Annotated in this window: 20 protein-coding genes; 11 read left to right on the top strand and 9 right to left on the bottom strand. The window is 64.4% G+C overall.

Annotation, left to right across the window (positions count from 1 at the left end):
* Positions 1-221 precede the first annotated feature (221 nt).
* The 4 genes from BB28_RS00445 (at position 222) to phoA (ending at position 4,807) form a co-directional block, all read left to right on the top strand.
* Complete coding sequence (locus BB28_RS00445) at positions 222-1,058, top strand: SDR family NAD(P)-dependent oxidoreductase (RefSeq protein ID WP_046252064.1); 837 nt, start codon at positions 222-224, stop codon at positions 1,056-1,058.
* An 8-nt stretch (positions 1,059-1,066) separates the two neighbouring features.
* Positions 1,067-1,984: a metal-dependent hydrolase gene (locus BB28_RS00440; RefSeq protein WP_046252062.1), complete on the top strand. Its 918-nt coding sequence runs from the start codon at positions 1,067-1,069 to the stop codon at positions 1,982-1,984.
* A complete protein-coding gene (locus BB28_RS00435) occupies positions 1,984-3,123 on the top strand; it encodes a PDR/VanB family oxidoreductase (RefSeq protein ID WP_046252061.1) in 1,140 nt (379 codons plus the stop codon). Before BB28_RS00440 ends, BB28_RS00435 begins: the two co-directional genes overlap by 1 nt.
* 124 nt (positions 3,124-3,247) lie before the next feature.
* Positions 3,248-4,807, top strand: a complete 1,560-nt coding sequence (phoA, locus tag BB28_RS00430; RefSeq protein ID WP_046252060.1) for an alkaline phosphatase — start codon at positions 3,248-3,250, stop codon at positions 4,805-4,807.
* Between the two features lie 26 nt (positions 4,808-4,833).
* Here the strand turns inward: phoA and BB28_RS00425 are convergent, their stop codons facing one another.
* Complete coding sequence (locus tag BB28_RS00425; protein WP_046252059.1) at positions 4,834-5,769, bottom strand: alpha/beta hydrolase family protein; 936 nt, start codon at positions 5,767-5,769, stop codon at positions 4,834-4,836.
* An 84-nt stretch (positions 5,770-5,853) separates the two neighbouring features.
* Between BB28_RS00425 and BB28_RS00420 the strand changes: the two genes are divergently transcribed.
* Positions 5,854-6,717 (top strand): helix-turn-helix transcriptional regulator, encoded by an 864-nt coding sequence (locus BB28_RS00420; RefSeq protein ID WP_046252058.1) that lies wholly within the window; start codon positions 5,854-5,856, stop codon positions 6,715-6,717.
* Positions 6,718-6,730: 13 nt separating this feature from the next.
* Here BB28_RS00420 and BB28_RS00415 read toward each other — a convergent pair whose 3' ends face one another.
* Positions 6,731-7,663: a TauD/TfdA dioxygenase family protein gene (locus BB28_RS00415; RefSeq protein WP_046252057.1), complete on the bottom strand. Its 933-nt coding sequence runs from the start codon at positions 7,661-7,663 to the stop codon at positions 6,731-6,733.
* Positions 7,664-7,734: 71 nt separating this feature from the next.
* On the opposite strand from BB28_RS00415, the gene BB28_RS00410 reads away from it, so the two are divergent.
* The gene (locus BB28_RS00410) at positions 7,735-8,295 is read left to right on the top strand and encodes a TetR/AcrR family transcriptional regulator (RefSeq protein ID WP_046252056.1); all 561 of its coding nucleotides are present in this window, start codon (positions 7,735-7,737) and stop codon (positions 8,293-8,295) included.
* Positions 8,296-8,301: 6 nt separating this feature from the next.
* On the opposite strand, the gene BB28_RS00405 is transcribed toward BB28_RS00410, so the two are convergent.
* Together BB28_RS00405 and BB28_RS00400 are read right to left on the bottom strand one after the other, a co-directional pair.
* Positions 8,302-9,381, bottom strand: a complete 1,080-nt coding sequence (locus BB28_RS00405; protein ID WP_081252180.1) for a DUF1254 domain-containing protein — start codon at positions 9,379-9,381, stop codon at positions 8,302-8,304.
* A gap of 40 nt (positions 9,382-9,421) precedes the next feature.
* Positions 9,422-9,856, bottom strand: a complete 435-nt coding sequence (locus BB28_RS00400; RefSeq protein WP_030096199.1) for a MarR family winged helix-turn-helix transcriptional regulator — start codon at positions 9,854-9,856, stop codon at positions 9,422-9,424.
* Positions 9,857-9,942: 86 nt separating this feature from the next.
* Between BB28_RS00400 and BB28_RS00395 the strand changes: the two genes are divergently transcribed.
* On the top strand, positions 9,943-10,632 hold the full coding sequence (locus BB28_RS00395) for a PadR family transcriptional regulator (RefSeq protein WP_046252054.1): 690 nt from the start codon (positions 9,943-9,945) through the stop codon (positions 10,630-10,632).
* On the opposite strand, the gene BB28_RS00390 is transcribed toward BB28_RS00395, so the two are convergent.
* A complete protein-coding gene (locus BB28_RS00390; protein ID WP_046252053.1) occupies positions 10,633-12,339 on the bottom strand; it encodes a 3-ketosteroid-delta-1-dehydrogenase in 1,707 nt (568 codons plus the stop codon).
* A 173-nt stretch (positions 12,340-12,512) separates the two neighbouring features.
* On the opposite strand from BB28_RS00390, the gene BB28_RS00385 reads away from it, so the two are divergent.
* Entirely contained in the window at positions 12,513-13,667 is a 1,155-nt protein-coding gene (locus tag BB28_RS00385) for a 3-ketosteroid-9-alpha-monooxygenase, oxygenase component (protein ID WP_046252051.1), read from the top strand.
* Entirely contained in the window at positions 13,664-13,921 is a 258-nt protein-coding gene (locus BB28_RS00380) for a ferredoxin (RefSeq protein ID WP_081252179.1), read from the top strand. Before BB28_RS00385 ends, BB28_RS00380 begins: the two co-directional genes overlap by 4 nt.
* Here BB28_RS00380 and BB28_RS00375 read toward each other — a convergent pair.
* The 4 genes from BB28_RS00375 to BB28_RS00360 form a co-directional block, all read right to left on the bottom strand.
* Entirely contained in the window at positions 13,918-14,838 is a 921-nt protein-coding gene (locus BB28_RS00375; protein ID WP_046252050.1) for an alpha/beta hydrolase, read from the bottom strand. The genes BB28_RS00380 and BB28_RS00375 overlap by 4 nt on opposite strands.
* Positions 14,835-15,683: an IclR family transcriptional regulator gene (locus BB28_RS00370; RefSeq protein WP_046255409.1), complete on the bottom strand. Its 849-nt coding sequence runs from the start codon at positions 15,681-15,683 to the stop codon at positions 14,835-14,837. Before BB28_RS00370 ends, BB28_RS00375 begins: the two co-directional genes overlap by 4 nt.
* A 166-nt stretch (positions 15,684-15,849) precedes the next feature.
* The gene (gene bphC, locus BB28_RS00365; RefSeq protein ID WP_046252049.1) at positions 15,850-16,749 is read right to left on the bottom strand and encodes a biphenyl-2,3-diol 1,2-dioxygenase; all 900 of its coding nucleotides are present in this window, start codon (positions 16,747-16,749) and stop codon (positions 15,850-15,852) included.
* On the bottom strand, positions 16,749-17,930 hold the full coding sequence (locus BB28_RS00360) for an acyl-CoA dehydrogenase family protein (protein WP_046252048.1): 1,182 nt from the start codon (positions 17,928-17,930) through the stop codon (positions 16,749-16,751). Before BB28_RS00360 ends, bphC begins: the two co-directional genes overlap by 1 nt.
* A 103-nt stretch (positions 17,931-18,033) precedes the next feature.
* Between BB28_RS00360 and BB28_RS00355 the strand changes: the two genes are divergently transcribed.
* Positions 18,034-19,674 carry a flavin-containing monooxygenase gene (locus tag BB28_RS00355; protein WP_046252046.1) on the top strand — a complete coding sequence of 547 codons (1,641 nt, stop codon included), beginning with the start codon at positions 18,034-18,036 and terminating at the stop codon, positions 19,672-19,674.
* Positions 19,671-20,465 (top strand): mycofactocin-coupled SDR family oxidoreductase, encoded by a 795-nt coding sequence (locus BB28_RS00350; RefSeq protein ID WP_075874119.1) that lies wholly within the window; start codon positions 19,671-19,673, stop codon positions 20,463-20,465. The genes BB28_RS00355 and BB28_RS00350 overlap by 4 nt, the downstream gene beginning before the upstream one ends.
* Positions 20,466-20,473 lie beyond the last annotated feature (8 nt).

Below are 20,473 nucleotides of genomic sequence, written 5' to 3'. Positions count from 1 at the left end.
CAAAACGATATGTCAGGAACCCCAGTGGACGCCAACTCGGGTGGTTAGATGGCGCGACACCTTGCGGCGCCGTTCTCTCAACGTGTAGGTCAACGCCCGTTTCCTCGATAAACGTCACCGGGCCCCCATATCAAACACTGCGTCTTTTTTGACCCCCGTTTGGTGATTTACAATCTCCGCTATCACGTAAGCGCGCTCGGTGCGCAGGATTCGGAGGATGCATGACATCCGGCAGTGCACAGCGCAACAGCCTGGTGGTGGTGACCGGCGGCGGAAGCGGCATCGGCCGCGAGACCGCGTTGGCCTTCGCCCGCCAGGCCGCGCGTGTGGTTGTCGCCGATATCAACCTCGACACCGCCAACGAGACCGTCGGCCTCGTCGAAAAATTGGGCGGCACCGCCCACCCTTATGCCTTGGATGTGTCCGACGAGAGCGCCGTGACCGCATTCGCCGATGAAGTCTGCGCCACGCACGGCGTGCCGGACGTCTTGATCAACAACGCCGGCATCGGCCAGGCCGGACGATTCTTCGATACGCCGTCCGCGGACTTCCAGCGCGTGCTCAACATCAATCTCAATGGAGTCGTGTACGGCTGCCGCGCGTTCGGCCCTCGAATGGCCGAGCGCAAGAGCGGTCACATCGTCAACATCTCCAGCGCCGCCGCGTACACGCCCATCCCCGAGATGGGCGCCTACGCCACCAGCAAGGCCGCGGTTTTCATGTTCTCCGACGTGCTGCGCGGCGAGCTCGCACGCGCCAAAGTCAAGGTCAGCACCATCTGCCCGGGCATCGTCAATACGAACATCATTCGCACCACCCAGTTTTCCGGTCTGTCGGCCGAGGACGAGGCCAAGCGCCAGCGGCAGGGCGCGGGGCTGTACGCCAAACGCGGATACGGCCCGGAGAAGGTGGCCAAGGGCATCGTGAATGCCGTCCTCAAAGGCAAGTCGGTCGTCCCGGTCACCCCGGAAGCACACATGCAATACCACCTCAGCCGCCTGGCCCCGGCGCTGAACCGGCTCTTCTGGGGCAGCCTTGGCAACAAACTCAACAAATAGGAGGAACCATGGCGCGCAACACAACTGAGGCCACCGGCCTGCACGTCGTACCCACTGAGCCCGGCGAGGTGGTACTCCGGCCGCGCAATGTCCAGTTCGACACCAGCCACACGCCGCTGCACTGGATCCCCAACGAGCCCGTCGTCTCGCATTTCATCTCGGCCTTCAATCTCCTTCTGCCGGAGGGCGAGCGGGCATTCGTCGATACCTTCACCCGCGCATTGCCGTATGTGAAGGACGACAAGATCCGCGAAGCGATGATCGGATTCATGGGTCAGGAGGCCGTGCATGCCGAGACCCACAGCAAGGTGCTGGGCGATTTCCTGGAGAAGAACGGCATCAACGTCGCGCCCGCGATCACCCAGATCGAATACATCACGCACATGCTGGAGCGCACCAACGAGCTGCGCAGCGAGAAGCTCCGGTACCGCGTGATGGTGGAGAAGCTGGCCCTCATCGCGGGTATCGAGCACTTCACCGCTGTGCTCGGCGACTGGGTGCTCAACCACCCCTTCGAGAAGTTCAACGCCGACCCGGAGATGGTTGACCTGTTCCGCTGGCATGGCGCCGAAGAGGTCGAGCACCGCAGCGTCGCATATGACGTGGCCCGGTACTTCCAGATCCGCCGCGGCCACATGATGCTGACCTTTGTGCTGGCCACCATGCTGCTGGTGGGTGTGATGCTGCGCTACACCAAGTTCTTGGTGCGGCAAGACCCGTCGCTACCCAACTACGGCGTCTTCGGCGTGCTGCGGCAGATGAACAAAGCCATGAAGCGGGGAGCGTTCTTGCGGTGGCGCGAGCTGGCCAAATCGGCCATGGAATTCATGCGTCCCGGCTTCTCACCTGACCAGGTGGGCAGCACGGCACAGGCGGTGGCATACCTGAGTACGTCACCCGCCGCGAAGGCCGCGGCCGGCTACTGATGTTCGATCGCTTTCGCCGCACGCCGCAGCCCACTTCCAAGCGCAAGCGGCCCTCGCTGCCGCCGACGCTGTACGGCACCCTGCCGGTCTCGCCCACCATCGCACTCGGCAGCGTGCTGTTCCCGGTCGCGGTCCGGGCCATCGGTGCCCTGCTGATTCTGAAGAAGCCGCCCGAGAACCACGTCGACCGGACGCTGACGCTGGTGGTGAAGGACCGCTGGATCGAGGCGAAGGATCAGGACGTCGCCAGCCTGGTGCTGGCCGCGCCCGACGGCGAACGCCTTCCGCCGTGGCATCCCGGCGCACACCTGGATCTGCTGCTGCCGTCGGGCCGGATGCGGCAGTACTCACTGTGCGGCGACGTCTCCGACCCGTACCACTACCGCATCGCCGTGCGTCGTATCCCCGAGGGCGGTGGCGGCTCCATCGAGGTGCATGACGCGCTTCAGATCGGTGCCACCGTGTCGATCCTCGGACCGCGCAACGCCTTCCCGCTCGCGATGACCCAGCCCGGACCGCGCAAGCTGCACTTCGTGGCCGGTGGCATCGGCATCACACCCATCCTGTCCATGATCGCCTTCGCCGAGCAGCTGGGTAAGCCATGGACCATGGTGTACACCGGCCGGAACCGCGATTCGCTCCCGTTCCTCAACGAGCTCAAACGCTTTGGTGATCGGGTCATCGTGCGGACAGACGATCAGTCAGGTCTGCCGACCGCCAATGACCTGCTGCCCGAGGTGGGCGAGAACGATGCGGTGTACTGCTGCGGTCCCGCACCAATGCTTGCCGTCCTGCAGCGGCGCCTACTCGAAATGCCTTCGGTAGAACTGCATTTCGAGCGATTTGCCGCCGCACCCGTGGTGGATGGCCATCCGTTCGAGGTGCAGCTGAGCGCCGGCGGGCCGGTGCTCAAGGTGCCCGCCGATCGCACGGCGCTGGACGTCATCAAGAAGCAGCTGCCGCATGTGGCGTATTCATGCCAGCAGGGTTTCTGCGGTACTTGCCGGGTGAACGTGCTCGCGGGCACCGTCGACCATCGGGACCAGATCCTCACCGAATCCCAGCGAGACGAGGGACAGATCCTGACCTGCGTATCGCGCGGGGAAGGGCGTCTGGTTCTGGATCTGCCCGCCGAGTAACACCTCCGCCGAGGCCGAGGTTGTGGCGAATTTGTGCGAGACGTATGCGCCATAACTTCAGTCTGGGCGAGGCGTTTCCTCCTTGGTTCACCGAGCGTTCATCGGTTCCCTGGAAACTGGCCCGATGCGCATTTCCCACGCAGTCATTGCCCTCACGTCGACACTGATCCTTGCGCTTGCTCCGTCCGCGGCCGCCGCGCCGCCCTCGGACGCTCCCGAAGTGCCCGTCGGCGAGATCGCCAAGACGGGGGGCGCCAACCGCACGCAGGGCGGGCGTGACGGCGACAAGGCGGCGGATCTTCGGAACTCGGTGCAGGGCCGCAACGCCAAGAACGTCATCCTGCTGATCGGTGACGGCATGGGGACCTCGGAGATCACCTCAGCGCGCAACTACCAGCACGGCGCCGCCGGGACCCTTCCCGGACTCGACGCACTGCCCATCACCGGCGAGTACACCACGTTCGCGCTCACCAAAGACGGTCCCGAGAAGGGCAAGCCGGACTATGTGACCGACTCGGCGGCCTCCGGCACCGGGTGGGCGACCGGAACCAAGACCTACAACGGCGCCATCTCGGTCGACCTCGACGGCAAGCCCCTGGACACGATCCTCGAGATCGTGCAGAAGCAGGGATTTGCCACCGGAAACGTCACCACCGCCGAGCTGCAGGACGCCACCCCCGCCGTGCTCACCGCCCATGTGGTCGATCGGGACTGCAAGGGCCCCAAGGAGACCCTCGAGAAGTGCGCAGGCAACGCCGTCGACAACGGCGGCAAGGGCTCCATCTCCGAGCAGCTGGTGGCCACCCGGGCCGATATCAGCCTCGGCGGCGGCGGTAAGTACTTCGAGGAGACCATCACCGCCGGCGAGCACAAGGGCAAGACCTCACTGGATGTCGCCAAGGCCGCCGGATACCAGCTGCCCACCACCGCAGGCGATCTGAACAAGGTAGGCAGCCTGGACAACCCGGTGCTCGGTGTGTTCGCGAAGGGCAACCTGCCGGTGCAGTGGGACAAGGTGCCCGCGGCGGTTCCCAACGGCGGCAAGCTGCCCGCAACCACCTGCCGGCCTAACCCCGAGCTGCCCCAGGAACAACCTCAACTGTCCGCGATGACCACCAAAGCCATTGACCTGCTGGTGAACTCGAAAAAGGGGCAGGACAAGGGCTTCTTCCTGCAGGTGGAGTCGGCGTCGATCGACAAGCAGGATCACGCGGCCAACATCTGCGGTCAGATCGGTGAGACGATCGCGCTCGACGAGGCCGTCGCCGCCGCCCTGGACTTCGCCCGCAAGGACGGCAACACCCTGGTCATCGTGACCGCCGATCACGGACACTCCTCGCTCATCGTTCCCGGGGACTTCGACAACCCCACCGCCCTGTCGGTCGCGGTGAAGACGGCCGACGGCGCCACCATGCGGATCATGTACCCGACAGCGCCCGAGGGGGAGTCGCAGACGCATACCGGAACACAGGTCCGTATCGCCGCCTACGGACCGGGCGCCGCGAACGTCTCCGGCCTCACCGATCAGACCGACAACTTCAACACGATCGTCGGAGCGCTGCTCGGATCTAAGAGCCCCGATGCCTCCAACGGCCCGTCCTGGTGGCTCGCTGGAGGCATCGCCGTCGTTGCAGCCGCTCTGGGCGCCGCCGCCACGTTCTTCCTGGGCAGACGAGGGACCTAACAGTCACGGACGCGCGCGGCCGTCCGCTACTTCATGTAGCGGTCGAACCACGCGAGCATCGGCTCCGGGCGACGCTGGAATTCGAGGTATCCGTCCCAGCGCCGCGTGGTGTTCTCGACCCAGAACAACTCCTTCTCCACCGGGATCGCGTCGTACATCGACTGAACGTCCGAAGGCTGGGTGAGCACATCGTCGTGTACTTGGTAGAGAAAGGTGGGCACGTTGACATGTGCCGCCGCCTGAACCGGAGAAAGCTCCTCCAACGTGCGGCCGATAACCAGTTGTACGCGCCGATCCGCCTCATCGAGCCGCTCCGGCATATGCATCAGCCGGGTCAGGATCATGTCGAAATTGACCCGCGGCGACAGCGGCTGCGGACACACCATGCAGCGCACACCGTCAAACACCTCGGGCCGTCGTTGCATCGCGAACATTGTGGCCGCTCCGCCCATGCAGCGGCTGAACAGCCCAATTGTCATATGGGCCAAATCAGTCCGGCTTCGCACATAGTCGATCGACCCGATGACATCGCGTGATTCGTAGATACCGTTGCTCTGTAGGCCGCCATTGCCCTCGCCGCTGAAACCCAGATTGCGCAGGTCGTAGGTGAGCACGTTGTATCCGGCGTTGTGCAGGATCTCGTAATCCGGCATGAACCGAACCTCAAAGTCATTGCCCGCCGCCCCGCCGATCGACTTCCAGGGCTCCAGGTGCGCAGGCAAGCCCGTCCTGCTGAACCACAGCGGGTGATTGGTAATGATGATCTTGTCAGAGCCCTCGCGGGGGATGAACCACCCTTCCAGGCCGACGCCGTCCTCGGCGGGAAAGAAGACGTCTTCGTAGGCAAGCCCGATATCCGCGGGTGTCCCGAGCACGGGTGAGCGAATGGCTTTGGTGTAACCGGCGATGAGTCCGTCGATCATCGCGTCTTGCTCGGAACTGTAGATGCGTTGTGAAGTCATGCGTCCAATCCTGGCGGCGCCCACCGGATCGGCCCAGGCCCTGTTCGACGGTAGGACCAGCAGTACCAGGCTAGGCTTGAGTTTGTGGGCGAGACCGAGAACAAGGGCGAACTCGCTAGCGTTCTGCGGGCGTGGCGCGAGCGGATTCGCCCGGCTGATGTCGGTCTTCCCGCCGGGACGGCCCGCCGGACACCGGGGCTACGTCGAGAAGAACTCGCGATGCTGGCGGGAGTCAGTGTCGACTACTTGGTACGCCTGGAACAAGGCCGCGCGCCTCGGCCCTCGCCTCAGGTCCTGCAATCTTTGGCGAGCGTGCTACGCCTCAGCGACGAAGAGCGCGACCATATGTTCCAGGTCTCCGGTGCCGCACTGCCGCGCCGAGACACTTTGCCGCGCAATATCACTCCCAGCGTGCAGCGAATCCTCGACAGGCTCGCCGACACCCCACTCGCGGTATTCACCGCGGCTCACGACATCCTCGTCTGGAACGACATGTGGGCCGTACTCAACGGTGACCCCGACCAATTGACCGGATTGAACCGGAACATCGTGTGGCAGCACTTCATTTCGGGGCAACCGGGCCTCGAGTTCGATGCCCAGCACGCGGTGGAATTCCCGGACGACCTGGTGGCGGACATACGCGTGGCCGTCGGACGTTATCCCGGCGACACGGCGCTCGCCCATATGGTGACACGTCTGCGCGCAGAAAGCCCCGAGTTCGAAAGCCGCTGGGCGTCGGCACACATCGCCCAGCACAAGTCCAGTCGCAAGACCGTGCAATCGCCGGTCGGGCCGATCACCGTGGACTGCGATGTACTCACGATGCCGGGCAGCGACCTGAAGATCGTGGTGTACACCGTGGCTCCAGGCACTCCCGATGCGGAGAAGCTCGATCTTTTACGCATTACGGGCGGCCGCACCTTCGCCGCGAGTTCCTCCTCCGGTTAGGGAGGGCTGCGGCCTACGCCACCAGCCGCTTCGGGTTGTCGATCACCGAGTAGTCGCTGGCGTCCCCGGAGATCACCCTGCTGCTTTCACCGTTGACACCCACCGGCACATCACCGGCGAGAGTCACGCGATGCATCCGGCGCCGCTGGTCACCGTAGTCGGAGACCGCGTAGTGCTGGGTGGCGCGGTTATCCCACATCGCGACGTCACCAAGCTCCCAGCTCCATCGAATCGTGTTCTCCAGCCAGGTGATCCGATCCTGGAACATGCGGAACAGCGCCTGTGACTCACTGCCGCTCACATCCAGAATCCGCTTCACGAAGTTGCCCAACAGCAGCGCCTTCTCACCCGTCTCGGGATGCACCCGAACCACCGGGTGATGCGCCTCGAAATGCGTCGACCCGAACTCGCGCACATACTTGGATCCGGAACCCACCTTGGCCAACAGCTCGGCCACCTTCGCGGGATCTACTTGGGCGTAATCAAATTGGTTGTTGTGCATGGCCCACAGATTGTCCGCCAACTCTTGCAGAGCCTTGGGCAGCTGCCGGTAGGCCGCCACCGTGGACGTCCATGTGGTTGTTCCGCCATACGGTGGCAGCTCCACCGCGCGCAGGATCGAGGCCTTCGGAATCCGGTCCACGAAGGTCACATCGGTATGCCACTGGTTGGCACGGCCACCCTCCTCCGAGTCGAGCCGCATCACGCGCTCTCCGTCGAACTTCAATGTGGGGTGCGGCGAGGTAGGCACGCCCATGCACCGCGCGAAGGCGAACTGCGCCTCGTCATCGAGGTGGTGCTGGCGACGGAAGAAGATCACCTTGTGCTCCAGCATGGCCTCGTTGATGGCACCTGCCGTCTCGGCGTCCACTTCGCCGATGCGCACTCCGTCGATACGGGCGCCAATGTTCTCGCCCAGCTTCACCACGTTGAAATCGCTGCTCATGACCCGCTCCTTCTCCGGTATTTTCGAGTGTAGTCATATGACTACACTCGCTCATCCGCTACTGTACACACATGACTACGCCGGAGGCAACGGGTCCCAAACCTGTAGGCAAGGAGGAGGTGGTGGAGGCCGTTCTGAACGCCGCCTCCGAGCTCTTCGCCGAGAAGGGGCCCGCCGCGGCATCCATCCGCGAAGTCGCTGCCCGCGCCGGGGTAAACCACGGCCTGGTGCACCGCCATTTCGGAAGCAAGCGACAGCTGCTGGCGTCCACGCTGCAACACCTGGCCGACACCGGGGCGGCACTACGCGAGGCCGGGGCACCTGTTCAGGACCTGGAAGTCGCGCACGATCTGCAGCTGCGGGTGATGGTGCGCTCCACGCTCGACGGCTTTCCCATCGAAGAACTCCAGGCACGCAGGCCCGGAATGGAGTGGCTACTCGAACAGATACGCCCCGGTCACGCGGACGAGCGTGAGGCCCGACTAGCAGGAGCCCACGCGATCGCCCTGCAGCTCGGCTGGCGACTGATAGGCCCCAGCCTGCGCGCCGGCTTTGGCCTGGATGACATGTCCGATGCCGATATCCGCGCAGAGGTCGCCGGGCAAGTCGCCAAGCTCATTGCACCGCAATAGATTCCATTAAACGACGGGCTGCGCCTCGGGGAACACCCACTGGCCGTCGAGAATCTGCGGCTGTGCGCGGTACAGCCTGACCATGTAGTTCCAGCCCGGCGTGATCGGCAGGCAGTTCGCCGTGGCGTCCGTGCACCCACCGAACTGCACCGTGGTATCGCCCCCGGCTCCGCGTCGTGCGGTGATGTTGTTGAGTGAGTATGCATTCCGGTCATTCGGCGTGAGATACCCATCCTTGTTGTAGACCGTCACCGACCAGAATCCATCAACCCGTACCTGCCCCACGGTGAGCCGATACACCGTAGACCCGTCGTTCTTGGCGGGGTTCACATTGAGGTACAGGGCGTCCTTCTCGGGGTTTCCGCCCCACGCCGAGGCGCTGCCGATGAGATGGCGGACCGGGTCGGTGGTTGCCCTGGTACCGAATGTCGCCTTGGTGTCGGGCAGGGTTGCCGCCAGCTGGATGAGCCCCTCGCGCACCTTCTGCTGACTTACCTTGTCCCACTTAGGGGTATCGAAGTCTCCGATGCGTTCCTGCTGTGTCGCGACAGCGTCCTGCAGGGCATGGACCTGCGCTAGGTCTGCGGGATCACCGGGGTTCACCAGGGTCCGCACGGCGGCAGCGACATACCGGGTGCCGGCCTGTTCCCTGGTGATCGTGTGCTCACCCTTGCCGTAAAAGACGGCCGGCACATAGTGGTCTTCGGTGATCAGCTGCAGCGACATGAACCGCCGTGCCGGATCGGGCATCGAGATAGTCACCGGTCCGGCATCCAGATCGAAGACCGCCGACGAATAGAGCGTGTCCCGGTTCTGCCGCACCACCAGCTGCTTGTCCACGGGCGCCAACTCGCGGATGTGGTGGAAGGAACCGAATCCGCCGTCTTTCACGATGTTGCCGAAATACAGGTCCGACTCCGCCCGCACAAAGTTGTCGGGAGTGACAATGATGGCGCCGTCGGGTGTGCGCCGCTCAGGAAACGGTGTGCCTGGTGTGTCGGTCGGGGCCGCAGACGGCGGATGCGCGGAGCATCCGACGAGCACTGCCGAGAGTCCGACCACTACACCTGCCGCAAGCCTGTTCATGGCGTCGAAGCTACTCGCCGAGCGCTCGGCTCGATACGATTCAGCAGGTAGGACCGTCTTCGCCCGCGATATCGCGGAGGGTCTGAAAGAAGTCGGCGCGCTGCCCCGCCGAGATATCCGCGAGTAGGCGCTCTTCGGCCTCCCGCGCCAACACGTCGGCCTGTTTGAGTAGCGCCGCCCCGGACCGGCTCAGTTGAGCGGGGCGGGCACGTCCGGAGTCCACGGTGTCCGGGCGCGACACCAGACCGGCGTCCTGCAGCGCCTGCAAAACGGTGTTCATCGACTGCGGGGTCACATCCGTCGCACGGGCCAGGTCCGCATTGGACCAGCCGGGGTTTTTGGACAGCACCCGCATGCAGACGTACTGGGGGAATGGCAGATTCAGGGGCGCCAACGCCGCCGTGATCTCCGAACGCAAGGCCGCCGAGACGCGGTACATCAACGCACCGAGCGGTTGCCATTCCTGCTCATCCATATCAGTCATGTTGACACAGTTACCATTCTCCCGCTGAGCGGCCCCGGAGCGCCCTGGACGGCATGTCGCGTTGCTACCCTTGATCGATGGCAGCAACCAGTTCGCCCGACGAACCGAATCTCGCTGCCACCAGCTGGACGATCCTCGGCATGCTTTCCTACGAGGAAGAGGTCTCCGGCTATGACATCAAGAAGTGGGCGGATTGGAGTATCAGCTACTTCTACTGGAGCCCTTCCTTCAGCCAGATCTATTCGGAGTTACGGAAACTGGAAAAGATCGGGTACGCCACGTCCCGGGTCGATCACGACAACGGCGCCCGTAGCCGTCGGCTGTACAAGATCACACCCGCGGGTATGGCCGCGATGAACCAGTGGGCGAACGAGACACCCGCCGAGCCACAGGTTCTCAAGCACAGCGTCGTGCTGCGGGTCATGCAGGGCCATATGACGGATCCGGCCAGGCTCAAGGAGATTCTCGAACGTCACGTCGAGTACTCCGAAAACATGCAACGGCGCGCGGCGCTGGATGCGGATGGCGCTGCGGCCCAGCCTGCCTGGGCGTACTCGCGTGTTGCACTCAAATGGGCCGAGCGCTACTACGCGGCCGAGCGCGATCTCGCGCTGATGATGATCGACGATCTTGCCGAGGCTGCGGAGGAATTCGACAAGGCCGATCCCGACGGCGGAACCCCTCGCCTCGTCCCGGGTTACTGGCGCGAGGTCGAAAAGCGAGTTGATGCCGAAAAGCTTTCTAAACAACATGATTCGCCGGAGTAGTTATCGCGCCGCCGCGTCCTGTGCGGCGATGTAGCCGTACACCAGCCCCTGAGCAATCGTGGCCCCCGCACCCGGATAGGTGGCGCCGAAGGCATTGGCGGCGGTATTGCCGATCGCGTAGAGCCCCTCCATTACGGTGCCGTCTTCGCGAAGCACGCGTGCACGCTCGTCCGCACGAAGTCCACCGCAGGTGCCGAGGTCGCTCAGCACCATGCGTACCGCGTAGAACGGGCCGTCGTGCAGCGGCCGCAGATTCGGATTCGGCGTCACGGTCGGGTCACCGTAGTAGCGGTCGTACACGCTGCGACCCCGGCGGAAGTCGATGTCATCACCGGCCGCGGCCGATGCGTTGAATCGCCGCACGGTGGCCAGAAACTCCTCACGCGGTATCCCCATTATCGGCGCCAGTGCCGCCAAACTCTCTGCACGATAAGCAATTCCGGCATTGAACCAGCTGGCCGGTATCGGCATACGCGGATACAGCTGGCCGGCGAAGACGTAGCTGTTGCGGTACCGCCGGTCAAAGATGATCCACATCGATTCCACCGGGTCGCCGCGGCGCTCCCGCTCAAGTACACGCTGCCCAAACGACATGTAGTCGGTGGCCTCGTTGATGAAGCGTCGTCCGGTCTGGTCGACGATGAACGATCCCGGTAGCGATCGCTCCGCCAGCATTACCTTCGGGCTACCGCCGGGCAGCGGCGCGACCGCCGGGAACCACCAGGCCTGGCTCATGGAATCGATTGCGGCACCGCATTCTTGGCCGATCTGCAGCGCATCACCGGTGTTGGTGTCGGCACCCAGGCTCATGTTCTTGCCGAGGGTTGCCGACTGGAATTTGTGCCGCATCTCCATGTTGTGGTCGAAGCCTCCGGCCGCCAGTACGACGCCCCGACGGGCCGTCACCGTAATCTCGCGGCCCTCGTGAGCGACCACCGCGCCGGTGACGCGCGCGCCCTCGGTGACCAAACGCACGAGCGCGGTGTCCGTCCAGATCGGAATCCCCGCACGCAGCACCCCGGCGAACAGTCCCGCGGCCAGGGCCTGGCCACCCGCGAGGTACCGCCGACCCAGTACCGCCCCGCCGACTCCCTGCACGACTCGTTTCACGATGAGCGGCAAGGCCTTATGGGGGAGTCGTGCCATCAGATTCATCCACCGGTAGTCGGCGCTGGTGACAGGCATCGGAACCGCGGGGGGCTTCATGACACCCGGTTGCAGTCGGTTTCGGTACGTGCCCAGCACGGATGCATCGAACGGGCGGCATTCGCAGGTACGTCCGGCCGGGCTGCCGCCGGGCTCTTCGGGGTGATAGTCGGCGTAGTCCCGGCACCAGGTAAAGCGCATCGGTGTCAGTCGCGTCAGCATCTCTACGGTCGCCGATTCGTGTTCAAGGAACCCGTCGCTGCGCGCCTCCGGTGCCGTTCCGGCGACCACCGATCGCAGATAGGCGCGCGCCTGCTCCACGGTGTCACCCGTGCCGGCTGCCCTCAGCACCGGACTCGCCGGGAGCCACAGGGCCCCTCCCGAGCGGGCGGTGGACCCACCCACGTAGTGCGACTTCTCGACGATCAGCACCGACAGTCCGCGCTCACTGCCGGCCAGCGCGGCGGCCATCCCCGTTCCCGCGCCGACCACCAGCAGATCGACCTCGGTGTCGGCCGCGACGGTTCCGGCCGGAATCAGCCCATGGAGTGCCGATGCCATCTGTACGTACCTCCGTCGACTAGGTGTGAACGCCCGCGAGGTTATGCCGATAGTCCCTCGCAGTTGCCGTCGATTCCCTCCCAGCGGGACGTCAGCGCTGCGGGCGGCAACCGATGTCCGGTGAGCGGACCAACCCCCTGCTGTGAGGGCAAAGACGCTGTTAGAACGGGTCCATGACGACAGCCCAGTCAGAGCCCGGTCTTGATTCTGTGAAGGTGCGAAGCATCGAGGCGGACGCGGCGCCTACCCGGTTCGCCCGCGGCTGGCATTGCCTTGGCCTCATCAAGGACTTCGGAGATGGAAAGCCACACTCCATCAACGCGTTCGGCCAAAAGCTCGTCGTATTCCGCGGCGCCGGCGGCACGATCAGCGTCTTGGACGCCTACTGCAGGCATATGGGCGGTGACCTCAGCCAGGGCGAAGTCAAGGGTGACGAAATCGCCTGTCCATTCCATGACTGGCGCTGGGGCGGGGATGGCCGCTGCAAGCAGGTGCCCTATAGCCGTCGTACCCCCAAGCTCGCGCGCACGGCCACCTGGATCACGCTGGAACAGGACGGCATGCTGTTCATCTGGAACGACCCGCAGGGGAGTCCGCCGCCGGAGGGCATAACGATTCCCCGAATCGAAGGCGCCGGTAGTGACGAGTGGACCGATTGGCATTGGTACACAACGATTGTCAACACCAACTGTCGAGAGATAGTCGACAACGTCGTCGATATGGCGCACTTCTTCTACGTGCACGGTGCGCTGCCGACGTACTTCAAGAACATCTTCGAGGGCCACGTCGCCACGCAGTACATGAACGGCGGCACCCGGCCAGACGTGCCCAGCCCGGAGGGGGTGGAGATGACCGGACAGACCTCCGTCGCGTCGTACTACGGGCCCTCGTTCATGATCGATGACCTGACCTACCACTTCGTTGGCGGCGACCAGCAATCGATCCTCATCAACTGTCACTACCCGATCGATGCGGATTCCTTTGTGCTGCAATACGGCATCATCGTCAAGAAGTCACCCGCACTGCCCGATGACGCCGCCACAGGCGCCGCTATCGCGCTCGGCGACTGGGTGAAGATCGGGTTTGAACAGGACGTGCAGATCTGGAAGAACAAGGCACGTATCGACAATCCGCTGCTGTGTGAGGAGGACGGTCCCGTGTACCAGCTGCGGCGCTGGTATCAACAGTTCTATGTGGACACCGAGGATGTGGCCGCCGAGATGATCGACCGGTTCGAGTACGAGGTGGACACCACCCGCCCCGGGGAGGCCTGGAAGTCGCAGATCGAGGAGAACCTCGCGGCGATGGCCGGAAGCTCATCGTCGTGATCCGCGCCGATAATCGCCTGGCCGACTCACCGATGGTGCCTGTCGGCTGTCAGCATTGCGGCGCAGAGGTTTTAGCGCGCAAAAGCAGCTGGCAACAGACCAGCGTGCAGTGGAATGCCCAGGCCGAATCTCGGTGCCTTCAGCGGCGGGACAGCACCGGGCTGTTCCTGGTGTGTCCGGAGCTGCGCAGCTCGATTCTGGATGCCGCACGCAGCGGACGACTACCCGTACTCGCCGAAGAGCACGGCGTTTAAGCAAGCAGCTCATCGACGTCGCGGCATAACCGCTCGATCGCGGTGGCGGCCAAGTCCAGACTCGGCATGGTCATGAACCCGTGAATGGCGTTGTCGTAGCGCCGATACCGCACAGGAACCCCGGCCTTCTGCAACGCACCCGCGTAGGCTTCACCCTCACTGCACGGCGGGTCATAACGCGCCGTCACCACCACCGCGGCAGGTAGTCCCGTGAGATCCGCCCGCAGTGGCGCCGCATAGGGATGTGTACGCAGGGCGTGATCGGGCAGGTACTGATCCCAATACCACTGCATGGCGGCGCGGGTGTTGTAGTAACCGTTGGCGTACCGCCGATAAGAGTCCGTGCCGAAATTCGCGTCCACCACCGGGTAGATCAGGATCTGGCCCGCTAGCGCCGGCCCACCCATATCGCGGGCCATCAGCGCGGTGACTGCGGCGAGATTGCCTCCGGCGCTATCGCCGCAAACGATGACGCGGCCGGGGTCTCCTCCGAGTGTGCGCGCATGACGCACCGCCCAACACGTCGCCAGGAACATGTCCTGCGCCGCCGCCGGCCACCGATGTTCCGGCGCGCGCCGGAAGTCCACCGATACCACCACGGCGGGCATCTGATCGGCCAGCCGTCGGCACAAGCCGTCGTGGGAGTCCTTGTCGCAGAATACGAATCCACCGCCATGCGCGAAGACGAGGGTGGCTATCGGCCCCGCCGCAACCGGACGGTACACCCTGATCGGTATCTCACCCTGAGGCCCGGAGGCATACTCGTCGGTCACCGAACGCATTGGCAGCGGATCGGCCGGTGCGGTGTATCGGGCTCGAATGGCAGCGCGCGCCGCCGCTCCCGTCATCGTCTCGACACGCGGAAACCCCTCGTTCAGCGATGGCAGCAGTGCCGCGATCTGTGGATCGAGGGTCACGCGTATTGCAGTGCGCGTGAGTTCATCTCGCGCGGAGCAGAGGACGGGCCGCAGCGCAGTGGCCGAATCGGCTGCAGGGTTGGTGCCACCCGTGTCGGGCCGTTCTCGACATTGCGCCAAATGCCCATCGCCGTCATGCGCACCGGAGCCACCAGCCGTTGATCGAAGGTCATCCGCGGCATCGGCCCCGATACCGAGACCGCGGCGACGGCATCGCCGATGCTTCCGATCGGGGCGGCCACGCAGCCGATGCCCTGTTGCAGCTCCTCGCGGTCGAAGGCCACGCCGTGCCCGCGAACCTTGTCCAGCTCGGGCCGCAGCTGTGCCGCCGAGCCAATGGAGTAGCGCGTTTTGCGGGCCAGCGCGGTGAATTCGTCGAGCGTCTCGCCCCGATACGCCAGGATCGCCTTACCCGACGCCGTACAGTGCGCCGGCTGACGACCGCCGATGCGGGTGGCCACAGCGGCGCCCATCGCGGCACCGATTTTCTCCAGGTACACAACGTCTGTGCCGTCGAGGATCGACAAGTGGACCACGAGTCCGGTGGCGCGATGCAGCTCGTGCAGCATCGGCAGCGCGGCGGCGTGCAGCCTGTCCTGATGCACCGCGAGTGAGCCGAGTTCCACCAATCGCGTACCCAGTTCGTAGTCGCGACCATCACGTCGCAGCCATCGCAGCTGTACCAGCCGCTCCAGCATGCGATGAACGGAAGAGCGAGGCAGGCCGGTCCGGCGCACCAACTGCGCCAGCGTGAGCCGACCCGGGCCGTCGAAGGCGTCAAGCAGTAGAGATACCCGGTCGATGACAGCGCTCGGGGTCGCCGATTCGGCGGTGATGGTGGTCATGGTGCCCTCCCACGGCGTTGGGGTCTCGGTCACATATGACTATTAGTCATATACCTGTTTGTATCATGGGTGTGTCCGCCGACACAACCCCGCAGAGCCCCCACACGCGAACAGACGCCCGTTGCGTTTGCAACAGGCGTCTGTTTTGTCGGAGAGACGACCGGGGCTACATGGCGGCCAGCGGCTCGCTGCCCGACCAGTCATGGCCCCAGTAGCTATCCGCGGTGATTTCCTCGGCGCTGTAATGCGTTTCGTCGACCCGCATACCGTCAGTACCGAACTCGATATCCCAGCCGCCCGGAGCCCGGACGTAGAAGGACACCATCTTGTCATTGGTGTGGCGCCCCAAAGTGGAAGAGACCGTGGAGTCCGATTTCAGTACCCGGTCCAGCGCCTGCCCCACGGCATCGAGACTGTCCACCTCGACCATCACGTGGACCAGCCCCGGTGCACCACCGTGCGGCGCGGGACAAAGCGCCAAACTGTGATGGCGCTCGTTGATGCCCAGGAATCGCACCCGCATCGGGCCGAACTCTGGAGGCGCGGGAATGCGGAACGCTCCCCTCGACCGGAATCCCAGTACCTCGGTATAGAACGTGAAGGCAGCATCCGGATCGGTGACCGGCAGCACCACATGCCCGAGCCCCTGAGCGCCGGTGACGAATCGCGCACCGAACGGCGTGACCACTGGACTGTGGTCCAACACCGGGCCATGGAATACCTCGACCGTGGCGCCGCCGGGGTCGGTGAACGTCACCGCCTCCTCGACTCGCCGCGCGTCGGCCTCCTCGACGGACAACTGCTTGACGCCAAGGCCCGCAGCCTCCACTGCCCGCGTGACGTCGCGCAACGCCGCACCGTCACGCACCTCCCAGCCGATCGTGACGACCTGATCCGTATCGCCGGGCACCACGACGATCCGCGCGGCACGCTCATCCATCCGCAGATACAACGCGCCGGGGTCGGGCCCGCTGCCTTCGGCGAATCCGAGCACCCCCAGGGCGAAATGCCGCCAACGGTCCATGTCCTGGGTCTGGACGGTGATGTATCCCAAGCTCTTCAACATCAGATCATCGCCCTCAGCGGCCCCTGCGGTTCGATGCCCAGCGAGCTCAGTGCCGATGCGTGAAACACGGTGCTGGGCACGTGAATCGCGTGGGCTAACCCGGTGTGCGCATCACGCCAGTACCGCTGCAAGGGCTTGTCCAATCGCATCGCGTTACCCCCGGAACGCGAGAAGATCTGATCGACCGCCATCACCGCGCGCCATGCGGCGCGCACCTGGGTACGACGACCCGCGGCCCGGTCCTCGAATGACACTTCCTTGCCTGAATCGACGATGTCCCAGATCTTGTCGACATTCGCGAGAATCTCCTGGCGGGCGGCATTGATATCGGCGGCGGCCTCGCCGATCGCGAACAGCACATACGGATCGTCCTTGACCGCGGTGCCCTGGGCCCCGACCCGCTCGCGTTGATAGTCCAGGTGCGCGGCCAGCGCGCCCTCGGCGATGCCTATCACGGCCGAACTGATGCCCAGTGGGAACATCGTCGACCACGGCATCCGGTACAGGGTGTCGGTCATGCCGGCGTTGCGCTGCGCGGTGCCGTCGATCACCTCGTCCCCGTCCATCACGCGATACGACGGCACGAACGCGTCCCTGACGATGATGTCTTTCGAGCCGGTACCGCGCAGCCCCACCACATTCCAGGAGTCTTCGACGATCTCATAGTCCTGACGCGGCAGGATCATGTGCAGCATTTTCGGTGGCATGAGGGGCTTGCCCTCGCCGTCACCGAGCAACGCGCCCAGGATGATCCAGTCGCAGTGGTCGGTGCCCGAGCTGAACTGCCACCGTCCGTTGAAGATGTAGCCGCCGTCCACCGGCTTGGCCACACCTGTGGGCGCATAGGGAGAGGCCATCCAGACGTCCTGGTCCTGACTCCACATCTCGTCGGCAACCTTGGGGTCGGCGAACGCGACCTGCCAGGGGTGCACGCCGACAACCCCGCAGATCCAGCCCGAGGCGGGATCCAGTGCGGCGGTGGCCATAACGGTTTCGGCGAACTCGCGAGGGTGCACCTCGTACCCGCCGTAGCCCTTGGACTGGAGCAGCCGGATCGGTCCGGCAGCCCTGAGCATCTTGGCGGTCTCATCGGGCAGCTTGCCCAGCTTCTCCGCCTCCCAGGCCTGCTCACGTAGCTGGTCAGCGAGATCGTTGATGCGATCGATTACGCGTTCGGTCATGCGCTTGATAGTGCGCTCACCACCACATCCCCATGGGACGTTTTCCCGATCAGCGGTCCGTTGGATCTGATTGACCGTTCACCGGGAACGGGAGGCCGGGGGAATGCGATACGAACCTAGCGTGGCCACCGTGAAGGCCCTCGTAAACAACGTTGATGTGGTGGTGGTCGGCGCCGGTTTCGCCGGGTTATATGCCCTGCAACGGCTGCGGTCACTGGGTCTGTCGGTCATCGTGTTCGAAGCAGGCTCGGACGTGGGGGGCACCTGGTTCTTCAACCGGTACCCGGGCGCGCGCTGCGATGTGGAGAGCATCGACTACTCCTATTCGTTTTCCAATGAACTGCAACAGGATTGGGACTGGACGGAGAAGTACGCCACCCAGGAGGAGATCCTGAGGTACATCAATCACGTCGCCGACCGGTTCGACCTGCGCCGCGACATCCGCTGCCACACCCGCGTCATCTCGGCGGTGCTTGACGAGCGCCAGATGTCATGGACAGTGCGCACCGACCGAGGGGACCAGGTGACGGCGCGGTTCTGCGTCATGGCCACCGGTGCGTTGTCCACGGCGAACATGCCCGACATCCCCGGGCGTGATGCCTTCGCCGGCGAGATGTACCACACCGGACACTGGCCGGCGGCAGGCGTGGATTTCACCGACAAACGCATCGGGATCATCGGAACGGGCTCATCGGGCATCCAATTGGTGCCCATCGCCGCCCAGACCGCCGGCAACCTCTTCGTATTCCAACGCACCGCCAATTACAGTGTCCCCGCGGGTAATACCGTCATCACCCCGCAACGCCGCGCCGAGGTCAAAGCCAGCTATGACGAGCGGCGACGACAATCCCGGGCAAGTGGTGGCGGCTCTCCACACCAGGCTCATCCCAAGAAGACCCTGGAGATCACTGCCGAAGAGCGGCGCGCCGCGTTCGAGCAGCGCTGGGACCTCGGCGGGGTGCTGTTCGGTAAGACCTTCCCGGATCAGACGACCGACCTGCGCGCCAACAACGAAGCGCGCGCCTTCTTCGAGGAGAAAGTGCGCGCGGTCATCGACGATCCGGCCGTCGCCGACGTTCTCATCCCAACGGATCATCCCATCGGGACCAAGCGAATCTGCACAGACACCAATTACTTTCAAACATTCAACCGCGATCATGTACACGTGGTGGATCTGCGCACCAATCCGATCGAGTCGATAGAGATCGACGGAATCACGACCACTGCACAGCATTACGAACTCGACATGATCGTCTTTGCCACGGGGTTCGATGCCATGACGGGCGCGTTGAACCGGATCGATATCCGGGGCCGGGGCGCAGAAGCACTCAAGGACACCTGGCGGGCCGGACCACGCACCTACCTGGGGCTCGGGGTCGACGGATTCCCCAACCTGTTCATCGTGACCGGCCCAGGCAGCCCCTCGGTACTGGCCAACATGGTGCTGGGCGCCGAACAGCATGTGGATTGGATTGGCGAGCTGTTGGAACATATGGCCGAACACGGCTTCTCGACAGTGGAGGCCGAGCCTCAAGCCGTCGACGACTGGGTGGCCGAGTGCAATGAACGCGCCGCCTCCACCATGTTCCCGCAGGCCAACTCGTGGTACCTCGGCGCAAACATCCCCGGCAAGCCAAGGGTTTTCATGCCGTTCATCGGTGGTTTCGGCGTGTACGGGGCCATCTGTACCGATGTCGCTGCCAGCGGGTACAAGGGCTTCGCCCTGAGCGGTGGTAACGCGTGACACGGCTGATGGAACGGGTTGCGCTGGTCACCGGCGCAGGCCGGGGCATGGGGCACACACATTGCGAGCGCCTCGCAGAGGAGGGCGCAGATGTCATCGCGATCGACCTACCGGGCTGCACCGAGCTGGCCGACACTGTCAACGAGGTGCAGAATCGCGGCCGGCGCTGCGTGCCCGGCTTCGCCGATGTCCGCGATCCGGAATCACTCACCCAGGCCGTCGATGCCGGAGTGCAGATGCTGGGACGGCTGGATATCATCGTCGCCAACGCCGGAATCTACGAAAGCCTCTGCCCCTCCTGGGAACTCACCGAAGATGCCTGGCAGCGGTCGCTCGACGTGAATCTGACGGGTGTCCTCCACACCGTTCAGGCTGGGGTGCGACACCTGACGGCGGGCGGCTCCGTCGTGGTCATCAGTTCCACCAACGGCATCAAGGGCACCCCCAACACCGCGCACTACACCGCGAGTAAGCACGCCGTCGTGGGCCTGGCCCGCGCGGCCGCTAATGAGCTGGGGTCGTTGGGCATTCGGGTCAACACCGTGCATCCGGGCGCGGTCAACACGGGGATGATCCTCAATCCCGAGGTGATCGCTCGCCTGCGGCCGGACCTGGCGCATCCCACCGAGGCCGACGCCGCCGAAGTCCTGGCGGCACGCACCTTGTTACCGGTGCCGTGGGTGGAAACCGTGGACATCAGCAATGCCGTGGTGTTCCTGGCCTCCGACGAAGCGCGTTACATCACCGGCACCCAGCTGGTGGTCGACGCCGGACTAACGCAGAAAGTGTGATGAATCGC

Origin of the sequence: Mycobacteroides chelonae CCUG 47445, from assembly GCF_001632805.1 — a bacterium.
In the GTDB taxonomy this organism is placed as follows: domain Bacteria; phylum Actinomycetota; class Actinomycetes; order Mycobacteriales; family Mycobacteriaceae; genus Mycobacterium; species Mycobacterium chelonae.
Note: the sequence above shows the minus strand (reverse complement) of the source record. Positions and strands in the feature narration are given on the sequence as shown.